General features: G+C 69.5%; 25 protein-coding genes. 16 read left to right on the top strand and 9 right to left on the bottom strand.

Features of this window, described 5'->3' with window-relative positions:
* Positions 1-27 precede the first annotated feature (27 nt).
* The 3 genes from PGN16_RS05860 to PGN16_RS05850 are packed head-to-tail and all read right to left on the bottom strand — an operon-like array spanning position 28 to position 2,440.
* Complete coding sequence (locus PGN16_RS05860; protein ID WP_335308482.1) at positions 28-315, bottom strand: 2Fe-2S iron-sulfur cluster-binding protein; 288 nt, start codon at positions 313-315, stop codon at positions 28-30.
* A complete protein-coding gene (locus PGN16_RS05855; RefSeq protein ID WP_335308481.1) occupies positions 312-1,391 on the bottom strand; it encodes a cysteine desulfurase family protein in 1,080 nt (359 codons plus the stop codon). The genes PGN16_RS05860 and PGN16_RS05855 overlap by 4 nt, the downstream gene beginning before the upstream one ends.
* On the bottom strand, positions 1,388-2,440 hold the full coding sequence (locus PGN16_RS05850) for a cysteine desulfurase family protein (protein WP_443019587.1): 1,053 nt from the start codon (positions 2,438-2,440) through the stop codon (positions 1,388-1,390). Before PGN16_RS05850 ends, PGN16_RS05855 begins: the two co-directional genes overlap by 4 nt.
* 84 nt (positions 2,441-2,524) lie before the next feature.
* Here PGN16_RS05850 and PGN16_RS05845 point away from each other — a divergent pair, with 84 nt between their 5' ends.
* Together PGN16_RS05845 and PGN16_RS05840 are read left to right on the top strand one after the other, a co-directional pair.
* Entirely contained in the window at positions 2,525-3,181 is a 657-nt protein-coding gene (locus tag PGN16_RS05845; protein WP_028965652.1) for an alpha/beta hydrolase, read from the top strand.
* Between the two features lie 133 nt (positions 3,182-3,314).
* On the top strand, positions 3,315-3,560 hold the full coding sequence (locus PGN16_RS05840; protein ID WP_335308479.1) for a hypothetical protein: 246 nt from the start codon (positions 3,315-3,317) through the stop codon (positions 3,558-3,560).
* Positions 3,561-3,842: 282 nt separating this feature from the next.
* On the opposite strand, the gene PGN16_RS05835 is transcribed toward PGN16_RS05840, so the two are convergent.
* Both PGN16_RS05835 and PGN16_RS05830 read right to left on the bottom strand, forming a co-directional pair.
* A complete protein-coding gene (locus PGN16_RS05835; protein WP_335308478.1) occupies positions 3,843-4,022 on the bottom strand; it encodes a hypothetical protein in 180 nt (59 codons plus the stop codon).
* Positions 4,019-4,981, bottom strand: a complete 963-nt coding sequence (locus tag PGN16_RS05830) for a threonine ammonia-lyase (protein WP_335308477.1) — start codon at positions 4,979-4,981, stop codon at positions 4,019-4,021. Before PGN16_RS05830 ends, PGN16_RS05835 begins: the two co-directional genes overlap by 4 nt.
* Positions 4,982-5,130: 149 nt before the next feature.
* Here PGN16_RS05830 and PGN16_RS05825 point away from each other — a divergent pair, with 149 nt between their 5' ends.
* From PGN16_RS05825 to PGN16_RS05810, 4 genes are all read left to right on the top strand, one after another.
* A complete protein-coding gene (locus PGN16_RS05825; RefSeq protein ID WP_335308476.1) occupies positions 5,131-6,363 on the top strand; it encodes a type III PLP-dependent enzyme in 1,233 nt (410 codons plus the stop codon).
* A gap of 109 nt (positions 6,364-6,472) precedes the next feature.
* Positions 6,473-7,531, top strand: coding sequence for a 1,9-bis(guanidino)-5-aza-nonane synthase (locus PGN16_RS05820; RefSeq protein ID WP_335308475.1), 1,059 nt, complete (start codon positions 6,473-6,475; stop codon positions 7,529-7,531).
* Between the two features lie 62 nt (positions 7,532-7,593).
* Positions 7,594-8,019: an MAPEG family protein gene (locus PGN16_RS05815; protein WP_335308474.1), complete on the top strand. Its 426-nt coding sequence runs from the start codon at positions 7,594-7,596 to the stop codon at positions 8,017-8,019.
* Between the two features lie 72 nt (positions 8,020-8,091).
* Positions 8,092-9,048 carry an alpha/beta hydrolase gene (locus PGN16_RS05810; protein WP_335308473.1) on the top strand — a complete coding sequence of 319 codons (957 nt, stop codon included), beginning with the start codon at positions 8,092-8,094 and terminating at the stop codon, positions 9,046-9,048.
* On the opposite strand, the gene PGN16_RS05805 is transcribed toward PGN16_RS05810, so the two are convergent.
* A complete protein-coding gene (locus PGN16_RS05805; protein WP_335308472.1) occupies positions 9,014-10,747 on the bottom strand; it encodes an asparagine synthetase B family protein in 1,734 nt (577 codons plus the stop codon). The two genes, PGN16_RS05810 and PGN16_RS05805, sit on opposite strands and share 35 nt — an antisense overlap.
* Positions 10,748-10,823: 76 nt before the next feature.
* Entirely contained in the window at positions 10,824-11,876 is a 1,053-nt protein-coding gene (locus PGN16_RS05800; protein WP_335308471.1) for a LacI family DNA-binding transcriptional regulator, read from the bottom strand.
* Between the two features lie 273 nt (positions 11,877-12,149).
* Between PGN16_RS05800 and PGN16_RS05795 the strand changes: the two genes are divergently transcribed.
* Genes PGN16_RS05795 through PGN16_RS05785 form a run of 3 tightly spaced genes read left to right on the top strand, consistent with a single transcriptional unit; the run spans position 12,150 to position 16,699 of the window.
* A complete protein-coding gene (locus tag PGN16_RS05795) occupies positions 12,150-13,136 on the top strand; it encodes an alpha/beta hydrolase (RefSeq protein WP_335308470.1) in 987 nt (328 codons plus the stop codon).
* Positions 13,137-13,165: 29 nt separating this feature from the next.
* The gene (locus tag PGN16_RS05790; RefSeq protein ID WP_335308469.1) at positions 13,166-15,220 is read left to right on the top strand and encodes a TonB-dependent receptor; all 2,055 of its coding nucleotides are present in this window, start codon (positions 13,166-13,168) and stop codon (positions 15,218-15,220) included.
* A 36-nt stretch (positions 15,221-15,256) separates the two neighbouring features.
* Positions 15,257-16,699: a flavin-containing monooxygenase gene (locus PGN16_RS05785; protein ID WP_335308468.1), complete on the top strand. Its 1,443-nt coding sequence runs from the start codon at positions 15,257-15,259 to the stop codon at positions 16,697-16,699.
* A 1-nt stretch (position 16,700) separates the two neighbouring features.
* On the opposite strand, the gene glmS is transcribed toward PGN16_RS05785, so the two are convergent.
* Together glmS and glmU are read right to left on the bottom strand one after the other, a co-directional pair.
* A complete protein-coding gene (gene glmS / locus PGN16_RS05780; protein ID WP_335308467.1) occupies positions 16,701-18,524 on the bottom strand; it encodes a glutamine--fructose-6-phosphate transaminase (isomerizing) in 1,824 nt (607 codons plus the stop codon).
* A gap of 1 nt (position 18,525) precedes the next feature.
* Positions 18,526-19,875 (bottom strand): bifunctional UDP-N-acetylglucosamine diphosphorylase/glucosamine-1-phosphate N-acetyltransferase GlmU, encoded by a 1,350-nt coding sequence (gene glmU / locus PGN16_RS05775; RefSeq protein WP_335308465.1) that lies wholly within the window; start codon positions 19,873-19,875, stop codon positions 18,526-18,528.
* 61 nt (positions 19,876-19,936) lie between these two features.
* Here glmU and PGN16_RS05770 point away from each other — a divergent pair, with 61 nt between their 5' ends.
* From PGN16_RS05770 to pstB, 7 genes are all read left to right on the top strand, one after another.
* On the top strand, positions 19,937-20,608 hold the full coding sequence (locus tag PGN16_RS05770; protein WP_335308464.1) for an HAD-IA family hydrolase: 672 nt from the start codon (positions 19,937-19,939) through the stop codon (positions 20,606-20,608).
* Entirely contained in the window at positions 20,605-20,952 is a 348-nt protein-coding gene (locus PGN16_RS05765; RefSeq protein ID WP_335308463.1) for a hypothetical protein, read from the top strand. The genes PGN16_RS05770 and PGN16_RS05765 overlap by 4 nt, the downstream gene beginning before the upstream one ends.
* A 43-nt stretch (positions 20,953-20,995) precedes the next feature.
* Complete coding sequence (locus tag PGN16_RS05760; RefSeq protein ID WP_335308462.1) at positions 20,996-22,198, top strand: ATP-binding protein; 1,203 nt, start codon at positions 20,996-20,998, stop codon at positions 22,196-22,198.
* A 73-nt stretch (positions 22,199-22,271) separates the two neighbouring features.
* The gene (locus PGN16_RS05755) at positions 22,272-23,336 is read left to right on the top strand and encodes a substrate-binding domain-containing protein (protein ID WP_335308461.1); all 1,065 of its coding nucleotides are present in this window, start codon (positions 22,272-22,274) and stop codon (positions 23,334-23,336) included.
* A complete protein-coding gene (gene pstC, locus PGN16_RS05750) occupies positions 23,336-24,712 on the top strand; it encodes a phosphate ABC transporter permease subunit PstC (protein WP_335308460.1) in 1,377 nt (458 codons plus the stop codon). The genes PGN16_RS05755 and pstC overlap by 1 nt, the downstream gene beginning before the upstream one ends.
* Complete coding sequence (gene pstA, locus PGN16_RS05745; RefSeq protein WP_335308459.1) at positions 24,705-25,973, top strand: phosphate ABC transporter permease PstA; 1,269 nt, start codon at positions 24,705-24,707, stop codon at positions 25,971-25,973. Before pstC ends, pstA begins: the two co-directional genes overlap by 8 nt.
* A complete protein-coding gene (gene pstB / locus PGN16_RS05740) occupies positions 25,970-26,770 on the top strand; it encodes a phosphate ABC transporter ATP-binding protein PstB (RefSeq protein ID WP_335308458.1) in 801 nt (266 codons plus the stop codon). The genes pstA and pstB overlap by 4 nt, the downstream gene beginning before the upstream one ends.
* Positions 26,771-26,775: the final 5 nt, after the last annotated feature.

Raw genomic sequence — 26,775 nt, 5'->3', positions numbered from 1 at the left:
CGGGAGGCGCTGCACCGACCCTGAACCCTATGGTAAGCTAACAGAAAGCTTGTCGATGTCCGGCGTCAGCACGATCTGGCACGCCAGCCGGCTGGTCCGCCGCGCATCGGCGACGAGGTCGAGCATGTCCTCCTCCTCCTCGCGCGCGGCCGGCAATTTCGCAAACCAGTCGGCATCGACGATCACATGGCAGGTCGCGCACGCCAGATCGCCGTTGCACGTCCCCTCCAGCGGCAGTCCGTTGCGCCGCGCGACGTCGAGCAGCCGCTCTCCCACGCTCGCCGCCCGTTCCTCGCCGTCAAAGATCACCTTCATGCCGCCACCTTCTGCGCGTCCGCCGCCGCCACCAGCCGGTCGAGCGCCGCCAGCAATTCCTCCTCGCGCGTATAGCGCCCGAACCCGATCCGGATCGTCGCACGCGCCTCCGCATCGCTCAGCCCGATCGCGCGCAGCACATGGCTGGTCCGCCCCGACCCGCTCGCGCACGCCGACCCCGCCGAGAACGCCACGTCGCGCACGTCGCTCATCAGCCGCGCGACATCCAACCCGTCCCGCCGCACGCTCAGATTGCCCGGCCAGCGCGTCTCTTCAGCCCCATTGAGCGTCCACCCGTTCAACCGCCCGCGCGCCACGCCAAACAGCCGCGCGGCCTCTGCCGCATCCTCGGCCATCCGCGCCTTGGCCAGCGCCGCCGCCGCGCCGAACCCCGCGCACAGCGCCGGGCTGAGCGTCCCCGAGCGACCGCCTTCCTGATCGCCGCCATGCAACAGCGGCGTCAGCGTCACGCCTTCGCGAATCCACAAAGCGCCGATCCCCTTCGGCCCGTAGATCTTGTGCGCCGACACCGCGACCATGTCGCACCCGTCCGGGATCGCGATGCGACCGAACCCCTGCACCGCATCGCACAGCAGCAGCGCGCCGAGCGGCCTCACCGCCGCCGCAATCTCGGCGACCGGCTGGATCGTCCCGATCTCGTTGTTGACCAGCATCACCGCCACCAGCCGCGCGCCCCTCTCCTGCACCGCCGCCGCGACCGCATCCGGCGCGACCCGCCCGTCGCGCTCGACCGGCAGCACCACATTCCCGCGCGCGCTCGCCGCCACCGTATCAAGCACCGCGGCATGTTCGGTCGCCTGCGTCACGATCGCGCCGCTTGTGCCCTTGATCGCCCAGTTGAGCGCCTCGGTCGCCCCGCTCGTGAACACCACGCGTCCGCCGGCGGGCAACAACGCCTCGACCTGCGCGCGCGCCACCTCCACCGCCGCCTTAGCCGCGCGCCCGGCGCGGTGCGGTGAATGCGGATTGGCGTGCTGGTCGCGCAGCCACGGGAGCATCGCGTCCAATGCCTCCGGCGCGAGCGGGGTCGTTGCCTGATAATCGAGATAGGTCACGCCGCGAACCGCCCGGTTGCACGCGCCACCCCGCGCCATGCCGCGATGAAGCGTTCGACGTCTTCGTCGGTCGTCGTCCGTCCGAAACTGACCCGCACCACCTCGCGCGATGCCTCCTCGCTCCACCCCATCGCGCGCAGCACATGGCTGGGCTTGAGGCTCCCGCTCGCGCACGCGCTCCCCGCCGATACCGCGATGCCCTGCAGATCGAAGCGGATCAGCTGCGCCGCCGACGCCACCCCCGGCATCCGATAGGCGCCGATCGCCGGGGTCCGCGCGGCGTCCTCCGCGACGACGATCCCGCCCGAGCGCCGGATCGCATCGTCGAGCCGCGCGCGGCGTTCGCGATGATCCGGCTCCGGCTCGTCCAGCGCCACAGCATGGCCGAGCACGCCCGGCAAATTCTCCGTCCCCGGCCGATAGCCGCGCTCCTGCCCCCCGCTCGGATGCAGCGTCGCCACATCGCGCACCAGCAGCGCCCCCGTCCCCGGCGGGCCGCCACGCTTGTGCGCCGACACCGCGACGAAGTCAGCCTCCCCCGCCAGCTCCTCCGCAGCGGGCATCTGCGCCGCATCGACCAGCAGCAACCCGCCGCCCGCATGCACCGCCGCAGCAATCTCCGCGATCGGCTGCATCACCCCGGTCTCGCTGTTGCACCATTGCACCGCCACCAGAGCGCCCGCCACGTCGCCCAGCGCCTTCGGATCGACCCGCCCCAGCGCATCCACCGGCACCACATCGGCCCGCCCCGCCGCGCGCAGCACCGCGTCATGCTCCACCGCCGACACGATCCGCCGTCCGAGAATGCACCGCCCCAGCGCGATCGCCAGCGACTCGCTCGCCCCGCTCGTCAGCAACACCTCGTGCCGCCAGCCATAAGCCGCACCGATCCGCCCGCGCGCCGCCTCCAGCGCCGCGCGCGCCGCGCGCCCGGCAGCATGCGGCGAGGACGGATTGGCCCACATCCCCATCCCGTCCCGCACCGCCTGCACGGCCGCGGGGGTCATCGGAGTCGTCGCGGCGTGGTCGAGGTACAGCGGCTCGGTCAAGACACATTCCATTTTCGGCGTCCGGGCCTATATAGCGCGCTTCCCGCCGGCCCCAACGGCTGCCTGTCCAAGCACAAGGTCATCATGCCAGAAGTCATCTTTCCCGGACCCGAAGGCCGCATCGAGGGGCGCTTCGCCCCCGCCCCGCGCCCGCGCGCGCCCGTCGCGATGATCCTCCACCCGCACCCGAACGCGGGCGGCACGATGAACAACAAGATCGTGCAGGAATTGTACAAGACCTTCCAGCGCCGCGGCTTCGCGACGCTGCGCTTCAACTTCCGCGGCGTCGGCAAGAGCCAGGGGACGTTCGACAACGGCATCGGCGAACTGTCCGACGCCGCCTCCGCGCTCGACTGGGTGCAGAGCTTCCATCAGGAGGCGCAGACCACCTGGGTCGCCGGCTTCGGCTTCGGCGCTTGGATCGCGATGCAGCTGCTGATGCGCCGCCCGGAGATCCGCGGCTTCATCTCGATCGCGCCGCCCGCGAACCTGTTCGACTTCTCGTTCCTCGCGCCGTGCCCGTCGTCGGGGATCATCATCCAGGGTGCCGAGGACGAGGTCGCCACCCCGCTCGCCTCGCAGAAGCTGGTCGACAAGCTGCGCACGCAGAAGCACATCACGATCCACCACGACGTGATCCCGCGCGCCAACCACTTCTTCGAGCATGAGATGGACGACCTGATGAAGTCGGTCGACAATTACCTCGACATGCGTTTGGATCCGAACTCGCCGATCAAGTAAGGCTGGCGCGAGCGGATCAGCCGCGCTGATCCGCGCCACGCGCGCCAGCCCGGCCGGCGGCGCTCCGCGCCGACCGACGACGCGGGCTTCGCCCGCGTCCACCCCCGCGCTATAATGCCGGCGGAGGTACGCGATGCCGTCACACCCGCAAAAGCCATGGTTCGCCCCGAAGCGCTACGGCTATGGCGCGGGAATGCCGATCGCGTGGCAGGGCTGGGCATTACTGGCGCTCTTCTTCGCGATCCTGACGCTCGCCAACATCTTCCTCGACCATGCCGCACGAACCGCCGCGATCCTTGCCGCCGCGGTGCTGCTGTCGGTCGTCGCCGCCTTTAAGACCGACGGCGGCTGGCGCTGGCGATGGGGCGAGCGCGAATAGGAATATAGTATCGGTGCGGCAGGTTCTCCCGTCGCCCCGGACTTGATCCGGGGCCCCGCTTCAATCGACGCCGGACAGAAGAAGCGGGATCCCGGATCAAGTCCGGGATGACGGACACCGCTCTCCACGCAACCGGCCTTTCCTACACGCCCCGACAAGGCGTATTGGCGGGCCGTCATGCCTGCGCCGCGCCCTTACCCCCGCCACCGCCTCGACAGCCGCAAGCGCCCCGCCCGCGCCAACCCCGCCATCGTCTCAACATTCGCAACATTCGCGCGAGCGTCACAGCGTCCAGATCAGCACATTCCCGACCAGCACCGCCGCCATCACCAGCATCAGCACGCCCTTCAGCCGCTGCCGCCGCTTGACCAGCAGATACCCCCCGCCGATCGCGCATGCGAACGCCGCCAGCATCGCCACCGCCGGCGCGACCGCCGCGATCCCCGTCAGCGTCCCGTTCACGCGCCTTCCCCCGCCAGCACCCGCGCATAGTCCGCCATGTCGACGTTCCCGCCCGACAGGATCACCAGCATCCCCGGCTCGACCGCGACCCGCCCGGCCAGCACCGCGGCCAGCGCCACCGCCCCGCCCGGCTCGACCACCAGCCGCAACTGCGCCGCCGCCCAGCGCTGCGCCGCGCGCACCTCCGCCTCGCTGACCGCCACCCCGGTCGCATCGCGCCGCGACAACACGTCGAACGTCAGCGGCGAGACGCGGGTCGTCTGCAACGCATCGCACGCGGTCGGCGGCGGCGCATCGCCGACCGGCTCGATCCAGCTCGCCTCCAGACTGCGGCGCATGTCGTCCCAGCCCTCGGGCTCGACCACCGTCACCCGCGCCTCGGGCAACGCCAGCGCAAGCCCGGCCGCCAGCCCACCGCCGCCGCACGGGACGACGACATGCCGCGGCGCGCCCAATCCAGCCGCCGCCATCTGCGCCGCCGCCTCGACCCCGGCGCTGCCCTGTCCCTCGATCACCCACGGATCGTCGAAGCTCGGCACCAACGTTGCGCCACGCGCTTCCGCCAGCCGCGCCGCGATCGTCTCGCGCGATTCGGTCGCGCGATCATACGACACCACCTCCGCCCCCAGCGCCAGCGTCGACTCGCGCTTCGCGGCGGGCGCGTCGGCGGGCATCACGACCGTCGCCGAAATCCCCAGCCGCTTCGCTGCCCAGGCGATCCCCTGCGCATGATTACCCGAAGAGAAGGCCACCACCCCACGACCACGCGATTCTTCGCTCAAGGCGGTCAGCCGGTGCCATGCGCCACGTACCTTGAACGCACCGACCGGCTGGAGACACTCGGCCTTAAACGTGACATCTATTCCATTGATTTCGAGCGAGAATATCGGTGTCGATGGCAGCACTGCGGCGACCTTGGCGGCAGCATCGCGGACCCCCGCGCGGGTCGGTTGTCGCATAATCGTCACAAATGCACCTTTCGTCGCGATGGACACTTTACATTAGGGTCCAGCGATCATATTTCGCGCCTCCGCTGCCCCATGGGACTTCCAACCGCAAGGCAGCTTTTTGTCACCGTATGCCGCAAGGCAATTGGAGGTCCCTTGAATTGCACCAGCATCATCGCGCGCTGGGGCTAGCGCCCCTCTCGACCGTTCCCGCCGATCACGTCGCCGGGGCCATCGACATCGCTGCTCGTCAGCCGGTCCAGCCGGTGACGATCGTTCGTCCGCACGCCGCGGCACGGGCCGCCCGCTTCTTCACGGAGAAGTTTCCGGGCCGGACCATGTATGCGGTCAAGGCGAACCCGAGCCCGGAGCTGCTACGCACGCTCTATGACAATGGTGTGACGACCTACGACGTCGCCTCGATCGCCGAGGTCCGTCTGGTCGCCCGCACCTTGCCGGACGCGACCCTGTGCTTCATGCACCCGGTCAAGGCCGAGGAAGCGATTGCCGAGGCGTATTTCACGCACGGTGTCCGCACCTTCTCGCTCGACAGCATGGAAGAGCTGGCGAAGATCGTGCGTGCCACCCGCGGCGCCGCCGACCTCACCCTGTGTGTGCGGCTGCGCGTCTCGTCGGAGCATTCGAAGCTCAGCCTGGGCGCGAAGTTCGGCGTGTCGCCGGACGAGGCCAAGGAACTGCTGCTCGCCACCCGTCAGGTCGCCGACGCGCTCGGCATCTGCTTCCACGTCGGCTCGCAGGCGATGACCCCGGATGCCTATGCACAGGCGATGGAGCGCGTGCGTCAGGCGATCGTCGCGGCGGCGGTGACGGTCGACGTCATCGACGTCGGCGGTGGCTTCCCCTCGGCCTACCCGGGCATGACCCCGCCGCCGCTGGAGCGTTATTTCGAGACGATCCACCGCGCCTTCGAGAGCCTGCCGATCAGCTATTCGGCCGAACTCTGGGCGGAGCCGGGCCGTGCGCTCAGCGCCGAGTACAGCTCGGTCGTGGTGCGCGTCGAGCGGCGCCGCGGCGAGGAACTGTACATCAACGACGGCGCCTATGGCGCGCTGTTCGACGCGGCGCACATCGGCTGGCGCTACCCGGTCGCGCTGCTGCGCGAGCCCGAGTCGACCGTCCGCGATCATGCGTTCAGCCTGTGGGGCCCGACCTGCGACGACATGGACTATATGCCCGGTCCGTTCCCGCTGCCCGCGGACGTGACGGTCGGCGACTATGTCGAGATCGGGATGCTCGGCGCGTACGGCGCGGCGATGCGCACCGCGTTCAACGGCTTCACCTCGGACGAGACGGTGGTCGCCACCGACGAGCCGATGGAGTCGCTCTACATCGAACTGCCGCGTCAGGTTACCGGCAACGTCGTGAAGCTGTAACCTTCCGACTTCAGTGATCCGGTGACGGCGTGCGGACATTCCGCGCGCCGTCATCGTTCGGGTCTTCGCGTCCCCATTGAACGACGTGCATTTCCCTGTGGGAGCCCCCATGACCGACACCAAGATCAACGACCATCGCAAGGCCGAGCTGCTGTCGAAGCAGGTCAAGCACATCGACATCAAGAGCTTCGACGCGCGCCCGATCGTCGACGCGATGAGCGACATGAGCTTCACCAGCCGCGACCTCGGCCGCGCGACGAAGATCTACAACCAGATGCTGGGCGACAAGGACTGCACCGTCGTCCTCGTCATCGCCGGGTCGACCTCGGCCGGCGGCTGCATGGACCTCTATGCCGAGCTGGTGCGCAACAACATGGTCGACGTGATCGTCGCCACCGGCGCGACCATCGTCGACATGGATTTCTTCGAGGGCCTCGGCTACAAGCACTATCAGGCGCTCGAAGTGCCCGACGACGACACGCTGCGCTCGCTCTACATCGACCGCATCTACGACACATACATCGACGAGGAGCAGCTTCAGGACTGCGACCACACGATCTACGAGATCTGCAACTCGATCGAGCCGAAGGCCTATTCGTCGCGCGCCTTCATCCGCGAGATGGGCAAGTATCTCGTCGAGCACGGCAAGAAGGAGAACAGCCTCGTCAAGCTCGCCTATGAGCATGACGTGCCGATCTTCTGCCCGGCGTTCGTCGACAGCTCGGCGGGCTTCGGCCTCGTCAAGCATCAGGTCGACCGTGCCAAGGAAGGCAAGCCGTATCTGATGATCGACGCGGTCGCGGACTTCCGCGAGCTGACCGACATCAAGATCAAGGCCGGCACCACCGGCCTGCTGATGATCGGCGGCGGCGTGCCGAAGAACTTCATCCAGGACACCGTCGTCTGCGCCGAGATCCTCGGCCATGACGATGTCGAGGTGCACAAGTACGCGGTACAGATCACCGTCGCCGACGTCCGCGACGGCGCGTGCTCGTCCTCGACGCTTCAGGAAGCGGCGAGCTGGGGCAAGGTCAACACCGGCATCGAGCAGATGGTGTTCGCCGAGGCCGGCTCGGTGATGCCGCTGCTGGCGTCCGACGCCTACCACCGCGGCCTGTGGAAGGACCGCCCGACCCGCAAGTGGGCGACCCTGTTCGACGGCAAGTAATGTTGCGCTGGCAGACGCGCTGATGCAGCCTTCCCCGGGGACCAACTGGGGAAGGCTTTTTCATGCACAGCGATATCCTGCGCCCGATGGTGGCGCTGATCGCCTGGACGCTGGTGATGCTCTGCTGGATGATCGCGACGCGCATGCCTGCCATGGCGGCAGCGGGCATCGATGTGCGGAAGCTGGTCGGGAGCAAGGGCGCGGACGCCGATCGCGCGCTGCCCGCCGCAGCGCAGTGGAAAGCGCATAACTACAATCATTTGATGGAGCAGCCGACGCTCTTCTATGCCGTTTGCGCCGTCATCGCGATCAGCGGCACGGGCAACGGGATGAATGCGTGGCTCGCCTGGGGCTATGTGGCGGTCCGCGTCGCGCACAGCCTGGTGCAGGCCACCGCCAACCGCGTCGCTCCGCGCTTCGCCTTGTTCCTGATGTCGAGCCTGCTGCTCGCCGCGCTGACGCTCCACGCAGCGGTCGCGGTCTTCTGACCTGACGAAGTTGCGTGCCGCTCGGCCGCCGTCTTACACCAGCGCGACGAAGAACAGCGGGAGGACATAGCGATGCACATCGACCGGCGCGCCTTGATCGGCGGAACGGCAACTCTCGCCACCCTCGCAATCGCGCAGCGGGCGGCCGCGCAGGACGCCACCGGCATCACGCCATGGCCACCGCGCGAGCACTTCAAGCTCTGGCCGAACCGGCCGCCCAACAGCCCGCGCCGTCTCCCCACCCCGAACAACGAGATGAGCGGCCAGCCCCTGCGCCGCGAACTCCACCTGCGCGGAGTCGCCGAGCCGGTCGTCGGGGTCTATCGCCCCGCCCGCCCCGATGGCCGCGCGCTGCTGTCGCTGCCCGGCGGCGGCTACCGCTTCCTTTCGGTCGAGAATGAAGGCATCAACGTCGCGCGCACCTTCAACCCGCTTGGCGTCACGGTCTTCGTCCTCGCCTATCGCCTGCCCGGCGAGGGCTGGCTCGAACCACAGGACGTACCGCTCCAGGATGCGCAGCGCGCGATCCGGCTGATCCGCGCCCGCGCCGCCGACTTCTCGATCGACCCCGCGGGGCTCGGCGTGGTCGGCTTTTCGGCGGGCGGCCTGCTCGCCGCCAGCATCGCCACCGCCTACGCCGATCCCGTCTACGATCGCGTCGACGCCGCCGACGACCAACCCGCGCGTCCCGCCTATGCCGGGTTGATCTACCCCGTCATCACCGGCGACCGGATGCGCGTGGGCACGCTCGGCGCGGCGCGCTTCGATACCGACCGGCGCGTCAACCGCGAGACCCCGCCGATCTTCATCACCCATGCGCTCGACGATCCGGTCGTCCCCGCCGCGCAGCCGATGGCGATGCTCGCGGCGTGTCAGGCGGCGCGCGTGCCGGTCGAGGCGCACTTCTTCCAGGAAGGCGGCCACGGCTTCGGCCCCGCCTATCTCCCGCCCGAGCTCCCCGGCTCGCACTGGCCGCAATTGTTCGACCTGTTCATCAAGCGGACGCTGGCCAGCCGAACAAGCGGCTGAGGCTCCGCTCGAGCACTAGCAACCGCCACAACAGCGCACCGTGCTGGTCATCCCCGGCGCGGTGGCGCTCGACCAGCGCAGCGATCCCCGCCATGTCGAACCAGCCCAGCTCGGCAAACAGCCGCGACCCCGCCACCTCCGCCGCCAACGGCCCGCGCAGCCATTGCGACACCGGCAGCGGCGGCGCGGACACCGGCATCGCGGGCAGGTGCCGCGCCATCGCCCCCACCAGCGGCGACGTGCGCGCCTGCCGCACGCCACTCGGCAGCGACAGCATGAACGCCACCAACCCCGCGTCGGCGAACGGAGTCCGCCACTCCGCTCCCGCCGCCATCCCGGCGCGATCCGCGATCGTCAGCGCCTGCCCCGGCAGCCGCGTCGCCAGATCGCCACGCAGCGCGGCGTCGAGCGGATCGCCCTCACGCCACGCCGCGGCGAAGCGCCGCATCACGTCATGCCCGTCCAGCGCGCGCCGCCCCGCCGCGCTCCACACCCCGCGCGTATCCGTCGTGCCGAGCGCCAGCGCATAGTCCGCCCCGGCCTCCCCCAGTCCCGGCGGCGTCCACCGCCAGCGCCGCCAGCGCTCGCGCCGCGCGAACCGCCGCCATCGTCCGCCCTCCATCAGCAAGGACGCACCGGCCCCCGACATCACGACCGGCCCGCTTCCCCGCGCCGCGACGAGCGCCGCCAGCGCCGCAGGATCGCCGCACGGCTCGTCGAAGGTGGCGACCAGATCGGCAAGCAGCCCCGGCAGGTCGTCGAGCGCGGCACGGCGATGCGCGGTCGCGAACCGCGCCGCCACGCCGCCATCGTCTCCCACGCCCACGGTCGGCACCGCCTTGCCGCTCGCCTCCGCCGACAAGGCGACCACCGCCGCATCGCCCATCCCGCCAAGCAACAGCGCCGTCGGCCGCGCCTCACCCGTCGCCCGCGCCACCGCCGCGCGCAGCTCGGCCAGCAACGCATCGCCCGGCGCGTCGCCCCGCTCGGGCAGAGCCCACCACCGTCGCGCCCCGCGCAACGGCCGCGCGCGCTCGACCAGCAGGAAATGCCCCGCCGCCAGCTTCTCCACGCCCGCGATCACGCAGGCATCGTCGGGCACATAGCCCAGCGTCAGATAGTCCGCGACCGCCGCCACGTCGGGCACCCGCCGCAACAGCGGATGCGCCAGCAACCCCTTCAACTCGGACGCGAAGATCAGCGCCCCGTCCGGCAGCATCGCCAGATGCAGCGGCTTCGCCCCCAGCCGGTCGCGCGCCAGGAACAACGTCTGCGTCGCCGCATCGTGCACCGCGATCGCGAACGCGCCCTCCAGCCGGTCGAGCAGCGAAGGCCCCCAGGCCGCAAAGCCGTGCAGCACCACCTCCGCATCGCCGTCGCCCGCGAACCGATGCCCCAGCGCGCGCAGCTCCGCACGCAGCGCCGCATGGTTCAGGATCGTCCCGTCGAGCATCGCGGCATAGCGCAGATCGGGGGTCGCGACCGGCTGCGTCGCCGCCGCGCCGCCGACCACCGCCAGCCGCCGGTGCGCAAAGCCGACTCCCGGCGCGGTCCACTCACCCGCGCCGTCGGGTCCGCGATGCGCCATCGCCGCGGCCATCGCGCGCACGCGCGCCGGATCGACCGGCTTCGGCGTCGAGGGGTGAAACAGCCCGGCGATCGCGCCCATCTCAGCCGCGCCCCGCTGCCACGCCGTCACTCACCGTCGAACCTCCACGCCCCCGCTGCGGCTCGCGCGCTATCACGCGCGGCGCGGTTCAGCGACCCCCGGCGCGTCAGCCTCGTCGCGGCGGCGCGTCGGACCGCCGCCGCACCAGCGTATAATCCAGCGTCACCTGTCGCGCGGCGGCGCGCCCACCCTCGCGCCGTTCCGCCAGCATCGTCGCCAGCAGTCGCACCGCCGCGCGGCTCATGTCGGCGATCGGCTGGCGGATCGTGGTCAGCTCCGGCCAGATCGTCGTGGCAAGCGCGCTGTCGTCGAACCCGCACACGGTCAGGTCGCGCGGCACGTCCAGCCCCCGGCGATGCGCGACCGCCACCGACGCCGCCGCCATATCGTCGTTGCTGGCGAAGATCGCGGTCGGCGGTTCGGCGCGATCCAGCAACGCCTCCGCCGCCGCCAGCCCGGAGCGATAATCGTACAGCCCACGCGCCACCAGCGACTCGTCGGGCGTCACCCCCGCCGCCGTCAACGCGTCGCGATACCCCGCCAGCCGCTCGGCGCTGGCATGGATGTTGTCGTTGCCCTTGATGAAGCCGATCCGCCGGTGCCCCAGCGTCAGCAGATGCTCGGTCATCGCCTGCGCCGCCGCGCGATCGTCGATCGCCACTGCGCCGGCCTGTGGCGGCGATGCGCTGGTCGCGACCACCACGGTGGGAATATCGGCGGCGAGCAGCACGTCGAGCACCGCCGGCGAATCGCACAGCGGCGGCGGCAGGATGATCCCGTCGATTCCGCCGCGCACCAGTCGCTCGGTCACGTCGCGCTCGTGATCGTCCAGCTCGCATTTCTGCACCACCAACTGGATGTCCGATTGCCCGGCCTGGTCGAGGCTGCCGAGCAGGAACGCGCTCAGATACGCCTCGCTGGGATTGCTGAACAACAATCCGATCCGCACCTGCGCGACGCCCGCCAGCCGCCGGGCGGCCGGGTTCGGCGAATAATCGAGTTGCCGGATCGCCGCGTTCACCACGTCACGCGTTTCCGCGCGCACATTGCTTTCGCCGTTGATGACGCGCGACACCGTCATCTGCGAAACGCCCGCCAGCCGCGCAACGTCGGCAATCGTCGGCACGCCCGATCGGCGCTTGCGTTTCTCCCCCGTCATCCCCCCTGCTTAGCAGCAACATTGCCGCAGGTAAGTCATTCCCGCACATTTTGATGATAGCGTTCACAGGTGAACCTGCCCCTCTTCGTCGCCCCGGACGTGATCCGGGGGCCCGCTTCGTCTTGGCGGCCGGAGGTAGAAGCGGGATCCCGGATCGGGTTCGGGATGACGGCAAGAGGCAGCGTGAGACACCACCAATCCCCCCACCAACACCACCTTGTTGCAACCTCACACAAACCCTAAGCCGTGCGCGGTAACACCCGGAGAGATAGCATGGCCGCGACGATCGACGCCCCCACCCGCCGCGCCTTGCTGGCCGCATTTGCCGCCGCGCCGTTCGCGCCGACGCTCGTCGCGGCGCAAACCGGTGACGACACGCTCCCGCTCTGGCCCGGGTCGCCGCCCGGCGCCCCGGCCACCCTTCCGACCCGCAAGGTCGAGCAACGCTCGAAGACCGCCGGCTTCAACGATCGCTGGCTGACCGGCATCGCGATGCCGACGCTCACCGTCCGCCGCCCGGCGCAGCCGAACGGCGCGGCGGTGATGCTGATTCCCGGCGGCGGCTATGGCTTCCTCGCCTGGGACAATGAAGGCGAGGAGCAGGCGCGCTGGCTCACCGCGCGCGGCGTCACCTGCTTCATCCTCACCTATCGCCTGCCCGGCGAAGGCTGGCGCGACCGCGCGTTGGTGCCGCTGCAGGATGCGCAGCGCGGGCTGCGGCTGATCCGCGCCCATGCCGCGCGCTATGGCGTCGATGCCAGCCACGTCGCGGTGCTCGGCTTCTCGGCCGGCGGGCATCTCGCCGGCAGCCTCGCCACCCGCCATGCGGAGCGTACCTACACGCCGGTCGATGCCAGCGACCGGCTGTCGGCACGCCCCGATCTCGCCGGCCTGATCTACCCGGTCGTGTCGCTCGCCGAGCCGTTCACGCATGTCGGCTCGCGCGACAATCTGCTCGGCACCCCGTCGGACGAGGCCGCGCGCCGCGCCGCGTCGGTCGAGCGCCATGTCGATGCGCAGACCGCGCCGATCTTCCTCGCGCACGCCAGCGACGACGGGCTCGTTCCGATCGCCAACAGCCTCGCGCTCTATCAGGCGCTGCTCGCCGCACAGCGCCCCGCCGAGTTGCACGCCTTCGACAAGGGCGGGCACGGCTTCGGCGTCCGCCTGCCCGCCGGCACCCCGGCTGCCGCCTGGCCGACGCTCTTTTCCGCTTTCGCCACGCGGCTCGGCATCCTTCCGTCCGCGCAGGCGTCCTGACCGAGGGCGCTGCCGCCCGGAGTATATTGATGAAACGCCTGACCACCGCCTTGCTGCTCGCCGGCACGCTCACCACGCCGGCCGCCGCGCAGGAGGGCGAGGAGGTGGTCGTGCGTGGCCGCGGCCTCGCGCCGCGCCCGGGTGACAAGGCCGCGTCCGTCGTCACGCTCGACGCCGCGCGCATTCGCGAGAATGCCAGCAACCGGCTCGAAAGCGTCCTCGCCGATGTCGCCGGGCTCCAGCAGTTCCGCCGCGCCGATTCGCGCTCCGCCAACCCGACCAGTCAGGGCATCTCGTTGCGCGGGATCGGCGGCAACGCGTCGAGCCGAGCCTTGCTGATCCTCGACGGCGTGCCGCAGACCGATCCGTTCGGCGGCTGGGTGCCGTTCCCCGCTTATGCCACCGACCGGATCGGCGCGATCCGCGTCACGCGCGGTGGCGGCAGCGGCTATTTCGGCCCCGGCGCGCTGGCGGGCACGGTCGAGATCGACAGCAGCGGCCCGCGCGAGCAGCCGCCGCTCGCCGCCGACCTCGCTTATGGCAGCCGCGATTCGGTCGACGCGACCGCCTCGGCATTGCTCGAACGCGGCGCCGGCTTCGCGACGCTCTCCGCCGCTTATGCGCGCGGCGACGGCTTCATCCCCACGGTCGCCGGGCAACGCGGCCCCGCCGACCGGCCTGCGCCCTACGAGCAATTCGCCGCCGCCGCGCGCACCGTCGTCACCGTTGCGCCGTCGACCGAATTGCAGGCGAACGTCTCGGGCTTCACCGACACGCGCGAGCGCGGCACCGCCTTCACCGCCAACCGCAGCGAGGGCGCCGACACCAGCCTGCGCGTCGTCGGGCGCGGCGCGCTCGGCTGGTCGGCGCTCGCCTATCTCCAGACCCGCGCCTTCGCGTCGCAATTCGCCAGCGTCGATGCCGCGCGCCAGACCGCGACGCAGACGCTCGACCAGTACAACACCCCCGCCACTGGCATGGGCGGGCGGATCGAGCTTGCCCCCCGCCTCGGCATGGGCCGGGACCTGCGCTTCGGTGCCGACATCCGCCGCGTCGAGGGGCGAACGCAGGAACTCTACACCTATGTCGCCGGCCTTCCGACCCGCCGCCGCGTCGCGGGCGGCGCGGCGCTCAACTGGGGCGTGTTCGGCGACGGCACGCTGACCGCCGGCGCGCTGACGCTGACGCTCGGCGGGCGCGTCGATCGTTGGCAGCTCACCGACGGTCGCCTGCGCGAGGTCGCGCTGACCAACGGCGCGGCGCTGACCACCAGCGATTTCGCCGACCGCAGCGGCGCCGAATGGACCGGGCGCGCCGGGGCGGCATGGACGATCGCGCCGCCGCTGACGCTGCGCACCTCCGCCTATCGCGGCTGGCGCTTGCCGACGCTCAACGAACTCTACCGCCCGTTCCGCGTCGGCACCGATGCGGTCGCCGCCAATGCCTTGCTGTCGCCCGAGCGGTTGACGGGCGTCGATGGCGGCGTGACGCTGGTGCCGGTCGGCGGGGTCAGCCTGACCGGGACGTTGTTCTGGAACCGGCTGAGCGATGCGATCAGCAACGTCACCGCCGGGCGCGGCCCCGGCACCTTCCCCGGCGTCGGCTTCGTCGCGGCCGGCGGCACCTATCGCGTCCGCCAGAACCTCGACGCGATCGAGTCGACCGGGGTCGAGCTGGACGCGCGCTGGGATCACGGACCATGGTTCGCCAGCGCCTCGTGGAGCCATGTCAATCCGCACGTCCGCGCCTCCGGCAGCGCCGCGACGCTCGACGACCTGCGCCCCGCGCAGACCCCGCGCGATCTCGTCTCGGCCGCACTCGGCTGGCGACAGGACGACGCCGCGCTTTCGGCAACGCTCCGCCACAGCGCCGCGCAGTTCGAGGACGATCAGAACAGCCGCACCCTCGCCGCGGCGACGACGCTCGACGGCTATGCCGCGCTCCCGATCACCCGCCGCATCGCGATCGAGGCGCGTGCCGAGAACGTCTTCGACGCGCGCGTCGAGGCGGGGATCAGCGGCACCGGCGTGGTCGAGCGCGCCACCCCGCGCACCTTGTGGATCGGCGTCCGCCTCCGCTCGTGATGACAAGCCCGCGCCCGCTCTCGTAAGGGGGCCGGCATGAACGAGCATCTCGACGTGCTGATCGTCGGCGCCGGCCTGTCGGGGATCGGCGCCGCCTACCGGATCGGCCACGACCGTCCCGACCGACGCTGGGCGATCTTCGAGGCACGCGACGCGATCGGCGGCACCTGGGACCTGTTCCGCTATCCGGGCATCCGCTCGGACTCGGACATGACGACGCTCGGCTTCCCCTTTTATCCGTACCGCGGCGAGAAGGCGATCGCGGACGGCGCCGACATCCTCGCCTACCTGCGCGACACCGCACGCACCTTCGGCATCGACCGCCACATTCGATACGGCCACCGCGTCGTCGCCGCCGACTGGTCGAGCGCCGACGCGCGCTGGACCATCACCTACGAAGTCGACGGCCAACGCGCACGAATGACGTGTCGTCTCGTGTTTTTCTGTTCCGGCTACTACGACTACACGCGTGGTCATGCTCCCGAATGGCCCGGCATGGCCGATTTCGGCGGTACGATTGCGCACCCGCAAGCGTGGCCGGTGGATTTTCCAATCACCGGCAAGCGCGTGGTGGTGATCGGATCGGGCGCGACCGCGGTCACCCTCGTCCCCGCGCTGGTCGCGCAAGGCGCCGCGCACGTCACCATGCTGCAACGCTCGCCCTCCTATATCGTCGCGATGCCGGCGCAAGACCGGCTCGGCGCAGCACTCTCCCGGCTGCTTCCGACGCGGATAGCCGACACGCTAACCCGCTGGAAGAGCATCGCTTACAGCGTCGGCAGCTACACGCTCGCCCGCCGCCGTCCCGATCTGGTGAAGCGCCAGATCGCCAAGCAGCAGCGCGCCGCGCTCGGTGACAGCTACGACGTCGCCAAGCATCTGACACCGCGCTATAACCCATGGGACCAACGGCTCTGCCTCGTCCCCGACGGCGACCTGTTCGCCGTCCTCCGCGATGGTCGTGCGACGATCGTCACCGATACGATCGACCGCTTCATTCCCGCCGGTATCGCCCTGACATCGGGTGACATTCTCCCCGCCGACCTGATCGTCACCGCCACCGGGCTCCGCCTGAAGCTCTTGGGTGGCGCCACCCTCTCGCTCGACGGCCGTACGATCGAACCGCACCGCCACCTCGTCTACAAGGGCGCGATGTTCAGCGACGTACCGAATATGGCGTTTTCAACGGGTTACACCAACGCGTCATGGACATTGCGCAGCGACCTGAGCGCCCGCTTCGTCGCCCGCCTGCTCGCCCACATGGACGCGACGGGTGCCACCGTCGCCACCCCCGTACCGCAGGCGGTCGAGGAAGCCACCACCCCGCTCCTCGATCTCAATTCCGGCTATATTCAACGCGTTGCTCAGTGGCTGCCCCGCCAGGGAAGGCGCGTGCCGTGGTTGGTGCAGCAGAATTACGTTCGCGACACGCTGACGATGCGCGGCCGCGTCGACGATGGGGTGCTACGCTTCCGCTAACCTACTCGACCGTCACGCTTTTCGCGAGATTGCGCGGCTGGTCGACGTCGGTGCCCTTGGCGACCGCGACATGATAGGCGAGCAACTGCACCGGCACCGCATAAACGATCGGCGCGATCAGCGGGTGAACCTTGGGCATGGTGATCGTCGCGACACACCCCTCGCCCGCCGCCTCGACCCCGTCATAATCGCTGATCAGCAGGACTTTCCCGCCGCGCGCCTGCACTTCCTGCATGTTGCTGACGGTCTTGTCGAACAACGGCCCGGAAGGGGCGATCACCACGACCGGAACGTTCTCGTCGATCAGCGCGATCGGGCCGTGCTTCATCTCGCCCGCCGCATAACCTTCGGCATGGATGTAGCTAATTTCCTTCAGTTTTAGTGCGCCCTCAAGCGCGAGCGGATAGTCGGTGCCGCGCCCCAGATACAGCACGTCGCGCGCCCCAGCGATTACCCCGGCGATCGCCTCGATCGACTCGTCATACGCCAGCGCACCGTTGATCGCGGCGGGCGCTTCGGCGAGCTGGCGGACGATGCTGCGCTCCTCGCTCTCGCTCAGCCGCCCCTTTGCCTTGGCGAGGTTCGCCGCCAGCGCTGCCAGCACGGAAAGCTGGCACGAGAAGGCCTTGGTCGACGCGACCCCGATCTCCGGCCCGGCGTGGGTCGGCAGCAGCAGGTCGGCCTCGCGCGCCATCGTGCTGGTCGGCACGTTGACGACGACCGCGATCGTCTGCCCCTCCGACCGCGCATGGCGAAGCGCAGCCAGCGTATCAGCAGTCTCCCCGGACTGGCTGATAAACAACGCCAATCCGCCCTCTTCCATCACCGGCGCGCGATAGCGGAACTCGCTCGCGACATCGAGATCGACCGGCACGCGCGCGAACTGCTCGAACCAATATTTGGCGACCATTCCGGCATAGAAGCTCGTCCCGCACGCCACGATCGTCACGCGCCGGATGCCCGACAGGTCGAAGTCGGGGATCGGCAGCACGATCTTGCCCTCGAACCGCTGGAGGTAGCTGCGCAGCGTCTGCGCGACCACGATCGGCTGTTCGTAGATCTCCTTCTGCATGAAGTGGCGGTGATTGCCCTTGTCGATCAACGCGCCGGTCACGCCCGAGATCGTCACCGGCCGCTCTACGGCCACGTTGTCGCGATCGTACACCTGCGTGCCGTCGCGCGCGCAGACCACCCAGTCGCCCTCTTCCAGATAGGCGATCCGCTGCGTCAAGGGTGCCAGCGCCAGCGCGTCCGAGCCGAGATACGTCTCATCGTCGCCATAGCCGACCACCAACGGCGAGCCGAGCCGCGCGCCGATCAGCAGTTCCGGGTGGCTGCGGAACAAAATCGCCAGTGCGAACGCACCGTGCAGCCGCGGCAGCACCTCGCGCACCGCCTCGACCGGCGACTTGCCGCCCTCGACCTGCTCGCTGATCAGATGCGCGACGACCTCGGTGTCGGTCTCGCTGGTGAAGACGCGCCCGCGCGCCTGCAATTCCTCGCGCAGCGTCTTGAAGTTCTCGATGATCCCGTTGTGAACGACTGCGACTTCGTCGGTCGCGTGCGGGTGCGCGTTGTTGGTGGTCGGCCCGCCATGCGTCGCCCAGCGCGTGTGCGCGATCCCCGTCGTGCCGGGCAGCGGATGCGCGGCGAGTTCCTTGCCGAGGTTGACGAGCTTGCCCGAGGCGCGCCGCCGCTCAATCGCACCATCGACGATCGTCGCGATCCCGGCCGAGTCATAACCGCGATATTCGAGCCGCTTGAGCCCGTCCAGCAGGCGATCGGCCACATCGTCATGGCCGAGGATACCGACGATACCGCACATCTTACTTGTCGCCCTTCTTCTTCGCCGTCATCGCATCGCGAAAGCGCTTCGCCCAACCGTCGCGCTCTTCCTGCCGGCCGCGCGCCAAGGCAAGTGAATCCGCGGTAACATCCCGGACAACAACCGAACCTGCCCCGACGATCGCCCCCGCGCCCACCGACACCGGCGCGACCAGCGCGCTGTTCGATCCCACGAACGCGCCCTCGCCGATCACGGTGCGATATTTGAAGAAACCATCGTAATTGCAGGTGATCGTTCCCGCGCCGATGTTCGCGCGCGCGCCGACCTCGGCATCCCCGATATAGGACAGATGGTTGACCTTCGCGCCGACGCCGACGGTCGCCTTCTTGATCTCGACGAAATTGCCGACCTTGGCGGTCTCCGCCAGCACCGCACCCGGCCGCAGCCGCGCATAAGGGCCGACATCCGCACGCGCGCCGACCGTCGCGCCCTCCAGATGGCTGAACGCGCGGATCGTCGCGCCGTCAGCCACCGACACGCCAGGCCCGAACACCACGTTAGGCTCGACGGTCACATCGCGCCCCAGCACCGTATCATGCGCGAACCACACCGTTTCCGGCGCGATCAGCGTCGCGCCGTCCGCCATCGCCTGCGCGCGTCGCGCCTGCTGCCACATCGCCTCGACCGCCGCGAGTTCGCCGCGGCTGTTGACGCCGGTCACTTCGTCGGCGCTCGCCTCGACCACCACCGCCGCGCCTGACAGCTCAACGACGTCGGTCAGATAATATTCGCCCGCGGCATTGTCGTTGCCGAGCCGCGCGAGCAGGTCGAACAGCAATTCGCCGCGCGCCGCCATCAACCCCGAGTTGCACAAGGTCACCGCGCGCTCGGCGGCATCGGCGTCCTTATACTCGACAATCTTATCCAGCCGGTCTCCACCCTCGGCGACGATCAGCCGTCCGTAAGCGCCTGCATCGGCGGGCCGGAACCCCAGCACCACCACCGCGGGCGCATCCTCGCCATCAAGTCGGTCGAGCATCGCGCGCATCGTCTCCGCGCGCACCAGCGGGACGTCGCCGTAGAGGATCAGCACGTCGCCCGTGAAGCCGGCGAGCGCCTCCCGCGCCTGCATCACCGCATGGCCGGTGCCAAGCTGTTCCGCCTGCACCGCGATCTTCGCGCCGAGCGGCGTCACCGCCGCCTCGACCTGTTCGCGCCCCGCGCCGGTCACCACCACCGTCCGTTCCGGCGACAACGTTGCGGCGGAGGCGAGCAGATGCAGCAGCATCGGCCGCCCGGCGATCGGGTGCAGCACCTTGTGCAGGTCGGATTTCATGCGCGTGCCCTTGCCCGCGGCGAGGACGACGACGGCGATCTTGCGGCTCGACATGAGGACGCCCTGCCATCCTTTGCTTGCCAATTCCAGTAGCGCACGGCAACGCCCGCAACCGATGACTGACTTCCCCTTCCGCATTGTCGGCTTCGATCTCGACGGCACGCTGCTCGACACGTCGGGCGATCTCGCCGCTGCGCTCAACCACGCGCTCGCCAGCGCCGGGCGGCCGGCGCTGTCCGTCGAGCAGGTCAAGCCGATGATCGGCGGCGGCGCGCGGCATATGCTTGCACAGGGGATGGCGGCGACCGGCGGCTGCACCGATGCCGAACTCGACGTGCTGCAACGCCGGTTGCTCGACCATTATCAGGCCAACATTGCCGTCCTTACCCGTCCCTTTCCGCACGCGCTGGACGCGCTCGACCAGCTCGCGGCGCGCGGCGTGACGCTGGCGATCGTCACCAACAAGCTCGAGGCACTCGCGCGCCAGATTATCGCCGACCTCGGGCTCACCGACCGTTTCGCGACGATCATCGGCGGCGACACGATGGGGCCGGGGAACGGCAAACCCTCGCGGCTGCCGATCGACGCGATGGTCGAGCGCTGCGGCGATGGCCGCGCCGCGTTCGTCGGCGATTCGATCTACGACATCACTGCCGCCCACGCTGCCGGGCTGCCGGCGATCGCCTGCTCGTTCGGCTTCCTGATGCAACCGGTCGAGGAACTTGGGGCCGAGATAGTGATCGACAGCTTCGCCGAATTGATCCCGGCGCTGGAGCGACTGGCATGACCGAGGTGCGCGTTCCGTGGTTCTTCGCGCTGATCGTCGCGACACTGTTCGCCGTCGGCATGGCGCTGATGCCGCATCCGGTGCCGATCGTCGAAGTCGGCGACAAATGGCAGCATATGGCGGCGTTCGGCACGCTCACGCTGTTGTCGGTACTCGCCTTTCCGCGTGGCTCGCTGCTGCGCATCGGAGAGCGGCTGTCGTTTCTCGGCGCAATGATCGAGGTGTTGCAGTCGATCCCCTCGCTGCACCGCGATTGCGACATCATGGACTGGGTGGCGGACACCACGATCATCGTCGCGGTCCTGATCGTCGTTCGGCTCGGGCGCGGGGCGCGACGGCGCTGAAACGCTCTGCCCTTCGTCACACGGCTGCGCTATCGCGACGTTCGTGATCGACGAACTTCCCTTGCGCACCTGGCTGGCGGTGGCGATCGCCGTCGCGACCGCCGCAGTGGTCTGGCTGCTCGCGCGCGATGGTCAGGCGGCGCTCGCGGCGCTGGCGGGCGGCGCGGCGCTCGTCGTCATCATCGCCACGATCCCGGAGGAAGTGGCCGAAGCGGAAGCCGAGCCCCTCGCCCCGTCCTACGATCTGCCCGCCGCCGCCATCGTGGAGGCGGTGTCGGAGCCGGTGCTCGTGCTGCGCGGCGGCCGCGTCGCGCTCGCCAATGGCGCCGCGCGCACGTTGCTGGGCGCGCATATCATCGGCGAGGATGCGCGCGTGGCGATCCGCCACCCCGGCGCGGCCGCGCATCTGGCAGAGGGCGTGACCCAGCCGGTCGATCTCGTCGGAATCGGCACGCTCGATCAGCGTTGGGAAATGCGCGCCGCGCCGATCGGCGACGATGCGCGGCTGGTGCAACTGGTCGACCGGACCGGGCAGCACGCCGCCGAGAAGATGCGCGTCGACTTCGTCGCCAATGCCAGCCACGAACTGCGGACCCCGCTCGCCTCGATCCTCGGCTATGTCGAAACACTGGCGGATGAAGCGGGCGACGACCCGGGCTTGCGCAAGCGCTTCCTGGCGATCGTCTTCGACGAAGCGCGACGCATGGAGCGGCTGGTCGAGGACCTGATGAGCCTGTCGCGGATCGAGGCCGAGAAGTTCCGCGAGCTGCGCGCCGCCGTCGACCTCGCCGATCTCGCGCAAGAAGCGTGCGATGCGCTGGCGACCACGCATGGCGACCGTGGCGAGGACATCCAGCTCGACATCGCCGACGATCTTCCCCCGGTCACCGGTGACCCGATCCAATTGTCGCAGTTGATCCACAATCTGATCGGCAACGCGATGAAATACGGCCGCGCCGGCACACCGGTCGAGGTGTCGCTATGGACCCAGGCGCAGAACGTCTGCCTGCGCGTCGCCGACCATGGCGATGGCATTCCGCCCGAACATCTGCCGCGCCTGACCGAGCGCTTCTACCGCGTCGATCCCGGCCGCAGCCGCTCGATCGGCGGCACCGGCCTCGGCCTCGCGATCGTCAAGCATATCGTCGAGCGGCACCGCGGCCGGCTGGACATCGCCAGCACCGTCGGCGTCGGCACGCGGGTCACCGTCACGCTCCCCGCGCCGGCACCGAAGCCGGTGTCATGAAGGCGTAACCTCTATGTCACACGGCGCGCTGCATGAGGGCTGCCGTGTCGGCGAACGCCCATGCGGGGGATTGATGTCGCGCTTCGTTCAGGCGCTTGCAGCCATGCTGCCGCTCGCCTTGGCGTGCGGTCTGGCGGCGTGCGTCGATCAGGCGGCGGGTGGCGGCACGGGCGCGCGCGATCAGATTACTGCGGTCGGCTCCTCGACCGTCTATCCCTTCACCACGATCGTTGCGGAGCGCTTTCTCGAAGTGACGCCGCACGCCCGCCCGCCGGTGATCGAATCGACCGGCACAGGTGCCGGCTTCCGCCTGTTCTGCGCCGGGATCGGTGCCGCCCACCCCGATATCGAGGATGCGTCGCGCCGGCTGCGTCGTGCCGAATACCAGGATTGCGCCCGCCACGGTGTCGACCAGATCCTCGAGGTTCAGATCGGCATCGACGGCATCGCCTTTGCCGAGGCGCTCGGCGGGCCCGGCATGGCGCTGACCCCCGCCGACATCTACCGCGCGCTCGCCATGGCACCGCTTGGACGCCGCAATACTGCGCGCCTGTGGCGCGACGTCAATCCGGCGCTGCCCGCGATCCCGATCCAGGTCTACGGCCCGCCCGCGACCAGCGGCACGCGTGATGCGCTGGCCGAACTGATCCTCGCCAGGGGATGCGAAGCGGTCGAGCCCGACACGATCGGGATGCACGAACGCGATCCCAATGCGTTCGCCAGCCGCTGTCAGCGGATTCGAGAAGACGGCGCCTATGTCGACGCGGGCGAAAACGACAATCTGATCGTCCAGAAATTGCGTTCGAACCCCAATGCGCTCGGCATCTTCGGCTATGGCTATCTCGAACAGAATGCCGGCGTGGTCCGCGGTGTCGCGCTGAACGGCGTGTCGCCCACTTATGCCACGATCGCGTCCGGTGCCTATCCCGGCGCCCGCCCGCTGTTCGTCTACGTCAAGAAGGCGCATCTGCGCGCGATTCCCGGACTGCGGGGATTCATGAGCCAATATGCGGCGCTGTGGGGTGCCGACGGTCCGCTGGTAAAGCGCGGGCTGATCGCCGCACCGGCCGCCATCCAGCGCCGCTCGGCCGCGATCGTCGCCAACGAGATCGCGCTCGACCCGCGCGAGCTGCGCTGATGTCCGCCCTCGCACTCGTTTTCCTGATCGCCGCGCTCGGCCTGATCGGCTGGGTCGTCGCCCGCGCGCGCGCCGCGCGGTTCCGCAGCACCGCGACCCGCCGCTTCAGCTCGCTGCCCCAGCATCACGGCTGGTATGTCGCGATGTGGACCTTGCTCCCGCCGCTCGTGTTCCTCGCGGTGTGGCACTCGGTCGCGCCCGCGTTGGTGACCGATGCGGTACTCGCCACGCCGACTGCCGCCGCCCTGCCCCCGCCGGGGCTCGACCGCGCCGCGATCCTTTCGGAGGCGCGCAATCTCGCCAATGGCGACGCCTGGGGCGCCTTCCATCCGCTGTCGGAGCGGCTCGCCCCCGCTTACGCCGCGGCGCAGGCCCGGCACGACTGGATCGCGACCGCCGTCGCGCTGCTGCTCGCCTTCGCGGGCGGCGCGCTCGCCTTCCTGCGCGTGCGCCCCGGCTTCTCGGCGCGCTCGCAGGTCGAACGGGTGGTGATGGGGCTGCTGCTCGTCGCCTCGCTGATCGCGATCCTCACCACGATGGGCATCGTCGCGTCGCTGCTGGTCGAAAGCGCGCGCTTCTTCCGCATCGTGCCGATCACGCAATTCCTGTTCGGCACCCACTGGAGCCCGCAGGTCATCGACGCGCGCGATCCCGGCGCGACGCTGGGCGCGGTGCCGCTGTTCTGGGGCACGTTCTTCATCGGCGCGGTGATCGCGATGGCGGTCGCGGTACCGCTCGGGTTGATGAGCGCGATCTACCTGACGCAATATGCGCACCAGACCACCCGGCGCTGGATGAAGCCGATGCTGGAGGTGCTCGCCGGCGTCCCGACCGTCGTCTACGGCTATTTCGCCGCGCTCACCGTCGCGCCGGCGGTGCGCGATCTCGGCGTCGCGCTCGGTGTGCGCTGGGCATCGTCGGAAAGCGCGCTGGCCGCCGGGGTCGTGATGGGCGTCATGATCATCCCGTTCGTCTCCTCGATGGCCGACGATTCGCTGTCCGCCGTCCCCGCCTCGATGCGCGACGGCAGCCTGGCGATGGGCGCGACCAGTTCGGAGACGATCCGCCGTGTGCTCGTCCCCGCCGCGCTGCCCGGCGTCGTCGGTGGCGTATTGCTGGCGGTCAGCCGGGCGATCGGCGAGACGATGATCGTCGTCATGGCCGCCTCGGGTGTCGCCTCGCTGACGCTCAATCCCTTCGCCAGCACCACCACCGTCACCAAGCAGATCGTCGACCTGCTCACCGGCGAGGCCGAGTTCGATTCGGCCAAGACGCTTGCCGCCTTCGCGCTGGGGCTGACGTTGTTCGTCATCACCTTGCTGCTCAACGTCGTCGCGCTGATCGTCGTGCGTCGTTACCGGGAATCCTATGAATAAGCGGCCGCCCGCTGCCGAGCGCCAGCCGACCGACTGGCAGACCCCTGCGATGCAGCGCCGCGTGAAGCGTCGCTATGCCGCCGAGCGTCGGTTCCGATTGCTCGGCATGGCGGCGGTGTTCGCGTCGGCGGCGTTCCTGATCTACCTGCTCGCCACGATGCTCGGGCAAGGGGCCAGCGGCTTCACCGAGACGCGGATCGCGCTTCCGCTCGATCTGCGCGGCCGCGTGACGGTCGCTCCGGCGAAGCTGGAGGGTGCCGGCGCCGATCTCGCGCTGGCCGGCGCTGGTCTCGAAAACGCGGTCGATGCCGCCGCCAACGCGGCGTTCGCCCGGCAGGGCGGCGCGCTGCTGCTCTCCGACGGCGCATGGCTGCGCGTCCGCGATGCGATCAAGCGCGATCCGGCGCTGCTGCAAGCCCCGACGACGATCGACGTCCCTGTCGCGACCGACATCGACATGGCGTACAAAGGCGCGGGGTCGCCAGATAGCGAGGCCGCGGTCGCCGCGCTCGGCACGCACCTGTCGCGTGGCCTGAACGTCAGCTTCTTCACCGGCGCCGACGCCACCGACCCCACCCGCGCCGGCATCTGGGGCGCGCTGAAGGGCTCGCTGCTGACGATGATCGTCACGCTCGCGCTCGCCTTCCCGGTCGGCGTCCTTTCGGCGCTCTATCTCGAAGAATATGCGCCGCGGAACCGCTGGACCGACCTGATCGAAGTCTCGATCAACAATCTCGCCGCGGTGCCCTCGATCATCTTCGGCCTGCTCGGGCTGGCGGTGTTCCTCGGCACCTTCCACATGCCGCGCTCGGGTGCGATCGTCGGCGGCCTGACGCTCGCGCTCATGACGATGCCGGTCATCGTGATCGCCGGGCGCAATGCGATCACCGCGGTGCCGCCGTCGATCCGCGACGCCGCACGCGCACTCGGCGCGTCGCCGATCCAGGTCGTCTTCCACCACGTCCTGCCGCTCGCGCTGCCCGGCATCCTGACGGGCACGATCATCGGCATGGCACGCGCGCTGGGGGAAACGGCGCCGCTGCTGATGATCGGGATGCGCGCCTTCATCGCCGCGCCGCCGAACAAGCTGACCGATCCCGCCACCGTGCTGCCGGTGCAAATCTTCCTGTGGTCAGACGACGTGCAGACCGGGTTCGTGGAAAAGACCTCGGCGGCGATCATCGTCCTGCTGGTCGTGTTGCTCGCGATGAACGGCCTCGCCATCTATCTTCGCAACCGTTTCGAGACCCGCTGGAAATGAGCAACGCCCATGAAAAGGCCGCCGTCCTGCGGGCGGCGGATGGCCCGAAAATGACTGCCACCGGCGTCAACGTCTTCTACGGGCGCAAGCAGGCGATCCGCGACGTCTCGATTGATGTGCGGCGCGAGGACGTGACCGCCTTCATCGGCCCGTCGGGCTGCGGCAAGTCGACGTTCCTTCGCACGCTGAACCGCATGAACGACACCATCCCCGGCGCACGCGTCGAGGGCGACATCCGGCTCGACGGCGAGGACATTTACGCCAGGGCAATGGACGTCGTGCAGTTGCGCGCGCGGGTCGGCATGGTCTTCCAGAAACCCAACCCCTTCCCGAAATCGATTTTCGAGAACGTGGCATACGGCCCGCGCATCCACGGACTGGCGCGCTCCAAGGCCGATCTCGCGCAGATCGTCGAACGCTCGCTGACCCGTGCCGGGCTATGGGCCGAGGTCAAGGATCGGCTTTCGGAGAGCGGCACCGCCTTGTCGGGCGGTCAGCAGCAACGGCTGTGCATCGCGCGCGCGATCGCGGTCGACCCGGAGGTGATCCTGATGGACGAGCCGTGCTCGGCGCTCGATCCGATCGCCACCGCCAAGATCGAGGAACTGATCCACGAGTTGCGCGGCCGCTACGCGATCGTGATCGTCACCCACAACATGCAGCAGGCGGCACGCGTCAGCCAGCGGACCGCCTTTTTCCACCTCGGCCAGCTCGTCGAATATGGCGACACGTCGGATATCTTTACGAACCCGCGTCAGGACCGCACGAAGGACTATATTACAGGCCGTTACGGCTAAGGATC

The organism is Sphingomonas phyllosphaerae (genome assembly GCF_036946485.1).
Lineage (GTDB): Bacteria > Pseudomonadota > Alphaproteobacteria > Sphingomonadales > Sphingomonadaceae > Sphingomonas > Sphingomonas phyllosphaerae_E.
The sequence above is the reverse complement of the archived record's forward strand: the minus strand, read 5'-3'. Positions and strand labels throughout refer to the sequence as shown.

What these genes read in the sequence shown, in the direction of transcription:
- PGN16_RS05860 (WP_335308482.1), bottom strand. Translation starts at nt 315, where the DNA reads ATGAAGGTGATCTTTGACGGCGAGGAACGGGCGGCGAGCGTGGGAGAG.
- PGN16_RS05845 (WP_028965652.1), top strand. Translation starts at nt 2,525, where the DNA reads ATGCCAGAAGTCATCTTTCCCGGACCCGAAGGCCGCATCGAGGGGCGC.
- PGN16_RS05840 (WP_335308479.1), top strand. Translation starts at nt 3,315, where the DNA reads ATGCCGTCACACCCGCAAAAGCCATGGTTCGCCCCGAAGCGCTACGGC.
- PGN16_RS05830 (WP_335308477.1), bottom strand. Translation starts at nt 4,981, where the DNA reads ATGCGACAACCGACCCGCGCGGGGGTCCGCGATGCTGCCGCCAAGGTC.
- PGN16_RS05820 (WP_335308475.1), top strand. Translation starts at nt 6,473, where the DNA reads ATGACCGACACCAAGATCAACGACCATCGCAAGGCCGAGCTGCTGTCG.
- PGN16_RS05815 (WP_335308474.1), top strand. Translation starts at nt 7,594, where the DNA reads ATGCACAGCGATATCCTGCGCCCGATGGTGGCGCTGATCGCCTGGACG.
- PGN16_RS05810 (WP_335308473.1), top strand. Translation starts at nt 8,092, where the DNA reads ATGCACATCGACCGGCGCGCCTTGATCGGCGGAACGGCAACTCTCGCC.
- PGN16_RS05800 (WP_335308471.1), bottom strand. Translation starts at nt 11,876, where the DNA reads ATGACGGGGGAGAAACGCAAGCGCCGATCGGGCGTGCCGACGATTGCC.
- PGN16_RS05795 (WP_335308470.1), top strand. Translation starts at nt 12,150, where the DNA reads ATGGCCGCGACGATCGACGCCCCCACCCGCCGCGCCTTGCTGGCCGCA.
- PGN16_RS05790 (WP_335308469.1), top strand. Translation starts at nt 13,166, where the DNA reads ATGAAACGCCTGACCACCGCCTTGCTGCTCGCCGGCACGCTCACCACG.
- PGN16_RS05785 (WP_335308468.1), top strand. Translation starts at nt 15,257, where the DNA reads ATGAACGAGCATCTCGACGTGCTGATCGTCGGCGCCGGCCTGTCGGGG.
- glmS (WP_335308467.1), bottom strand. Translation starts at nt 18,524, where the DNA reads ATGTGCGGTATCGTCGGTATCCTCGGCCATGACGATGTGGCCGATCGC.
- glmU (WP_335308465.1), bottom strand. Translation starts at nt 19,875, where the DNA reads ATGTCGAGCCGCAAGATCGCCGTCGTCGTCCTCGCCGCGGGCAAGGGC.
- PGN16_RS05770 (WP_335308464.1), top strand. Translation starts at nt 19,937, where the DNA reads ATGACTGACTTCCCCTTCCGCATTGTCGGCTTCGATCTCGACGGCACG.
- PGN16_RS05765 (WP_335308463.1), top strand. Translation starts at nt 20,605, where the DNA reads ATGACCGAGGTGCGCGTTCCGTGGTTCTTCGCGCTGATCGTCGCGACA.
- PGN16_RS05755 (WP_335308461.1), top strand. Translation starts at nt 22,272, where the DNA reads ATGTCGCGCTTCGTTCAGGCGCTTGCAGCCATGCTGCCGCTCGCCTTG.
- pstC (WP_335308460.1), top strand. Translation starts at nt 23,336, where the DNA reads ATGTCCGCCCTCGCACTCGTTTTCCTGATCGCCGCGCTCGGCCTGATC.
- pstA (WP_335308459.1), top strand. Translation starts at nt 24,705, where the DNA reads ATGAATAAGCGGCCGCCCGCTGCCGAGCGCCAGCCGACCGACTGGCAG.
- pstB (WP_335308458.1), top strand. Translation starts at nt 25,970, where the DNA reads ATGAGCAACGCCCATGAAAAGGCCGCCGTCCTGCGGGCGGCGGATGGC.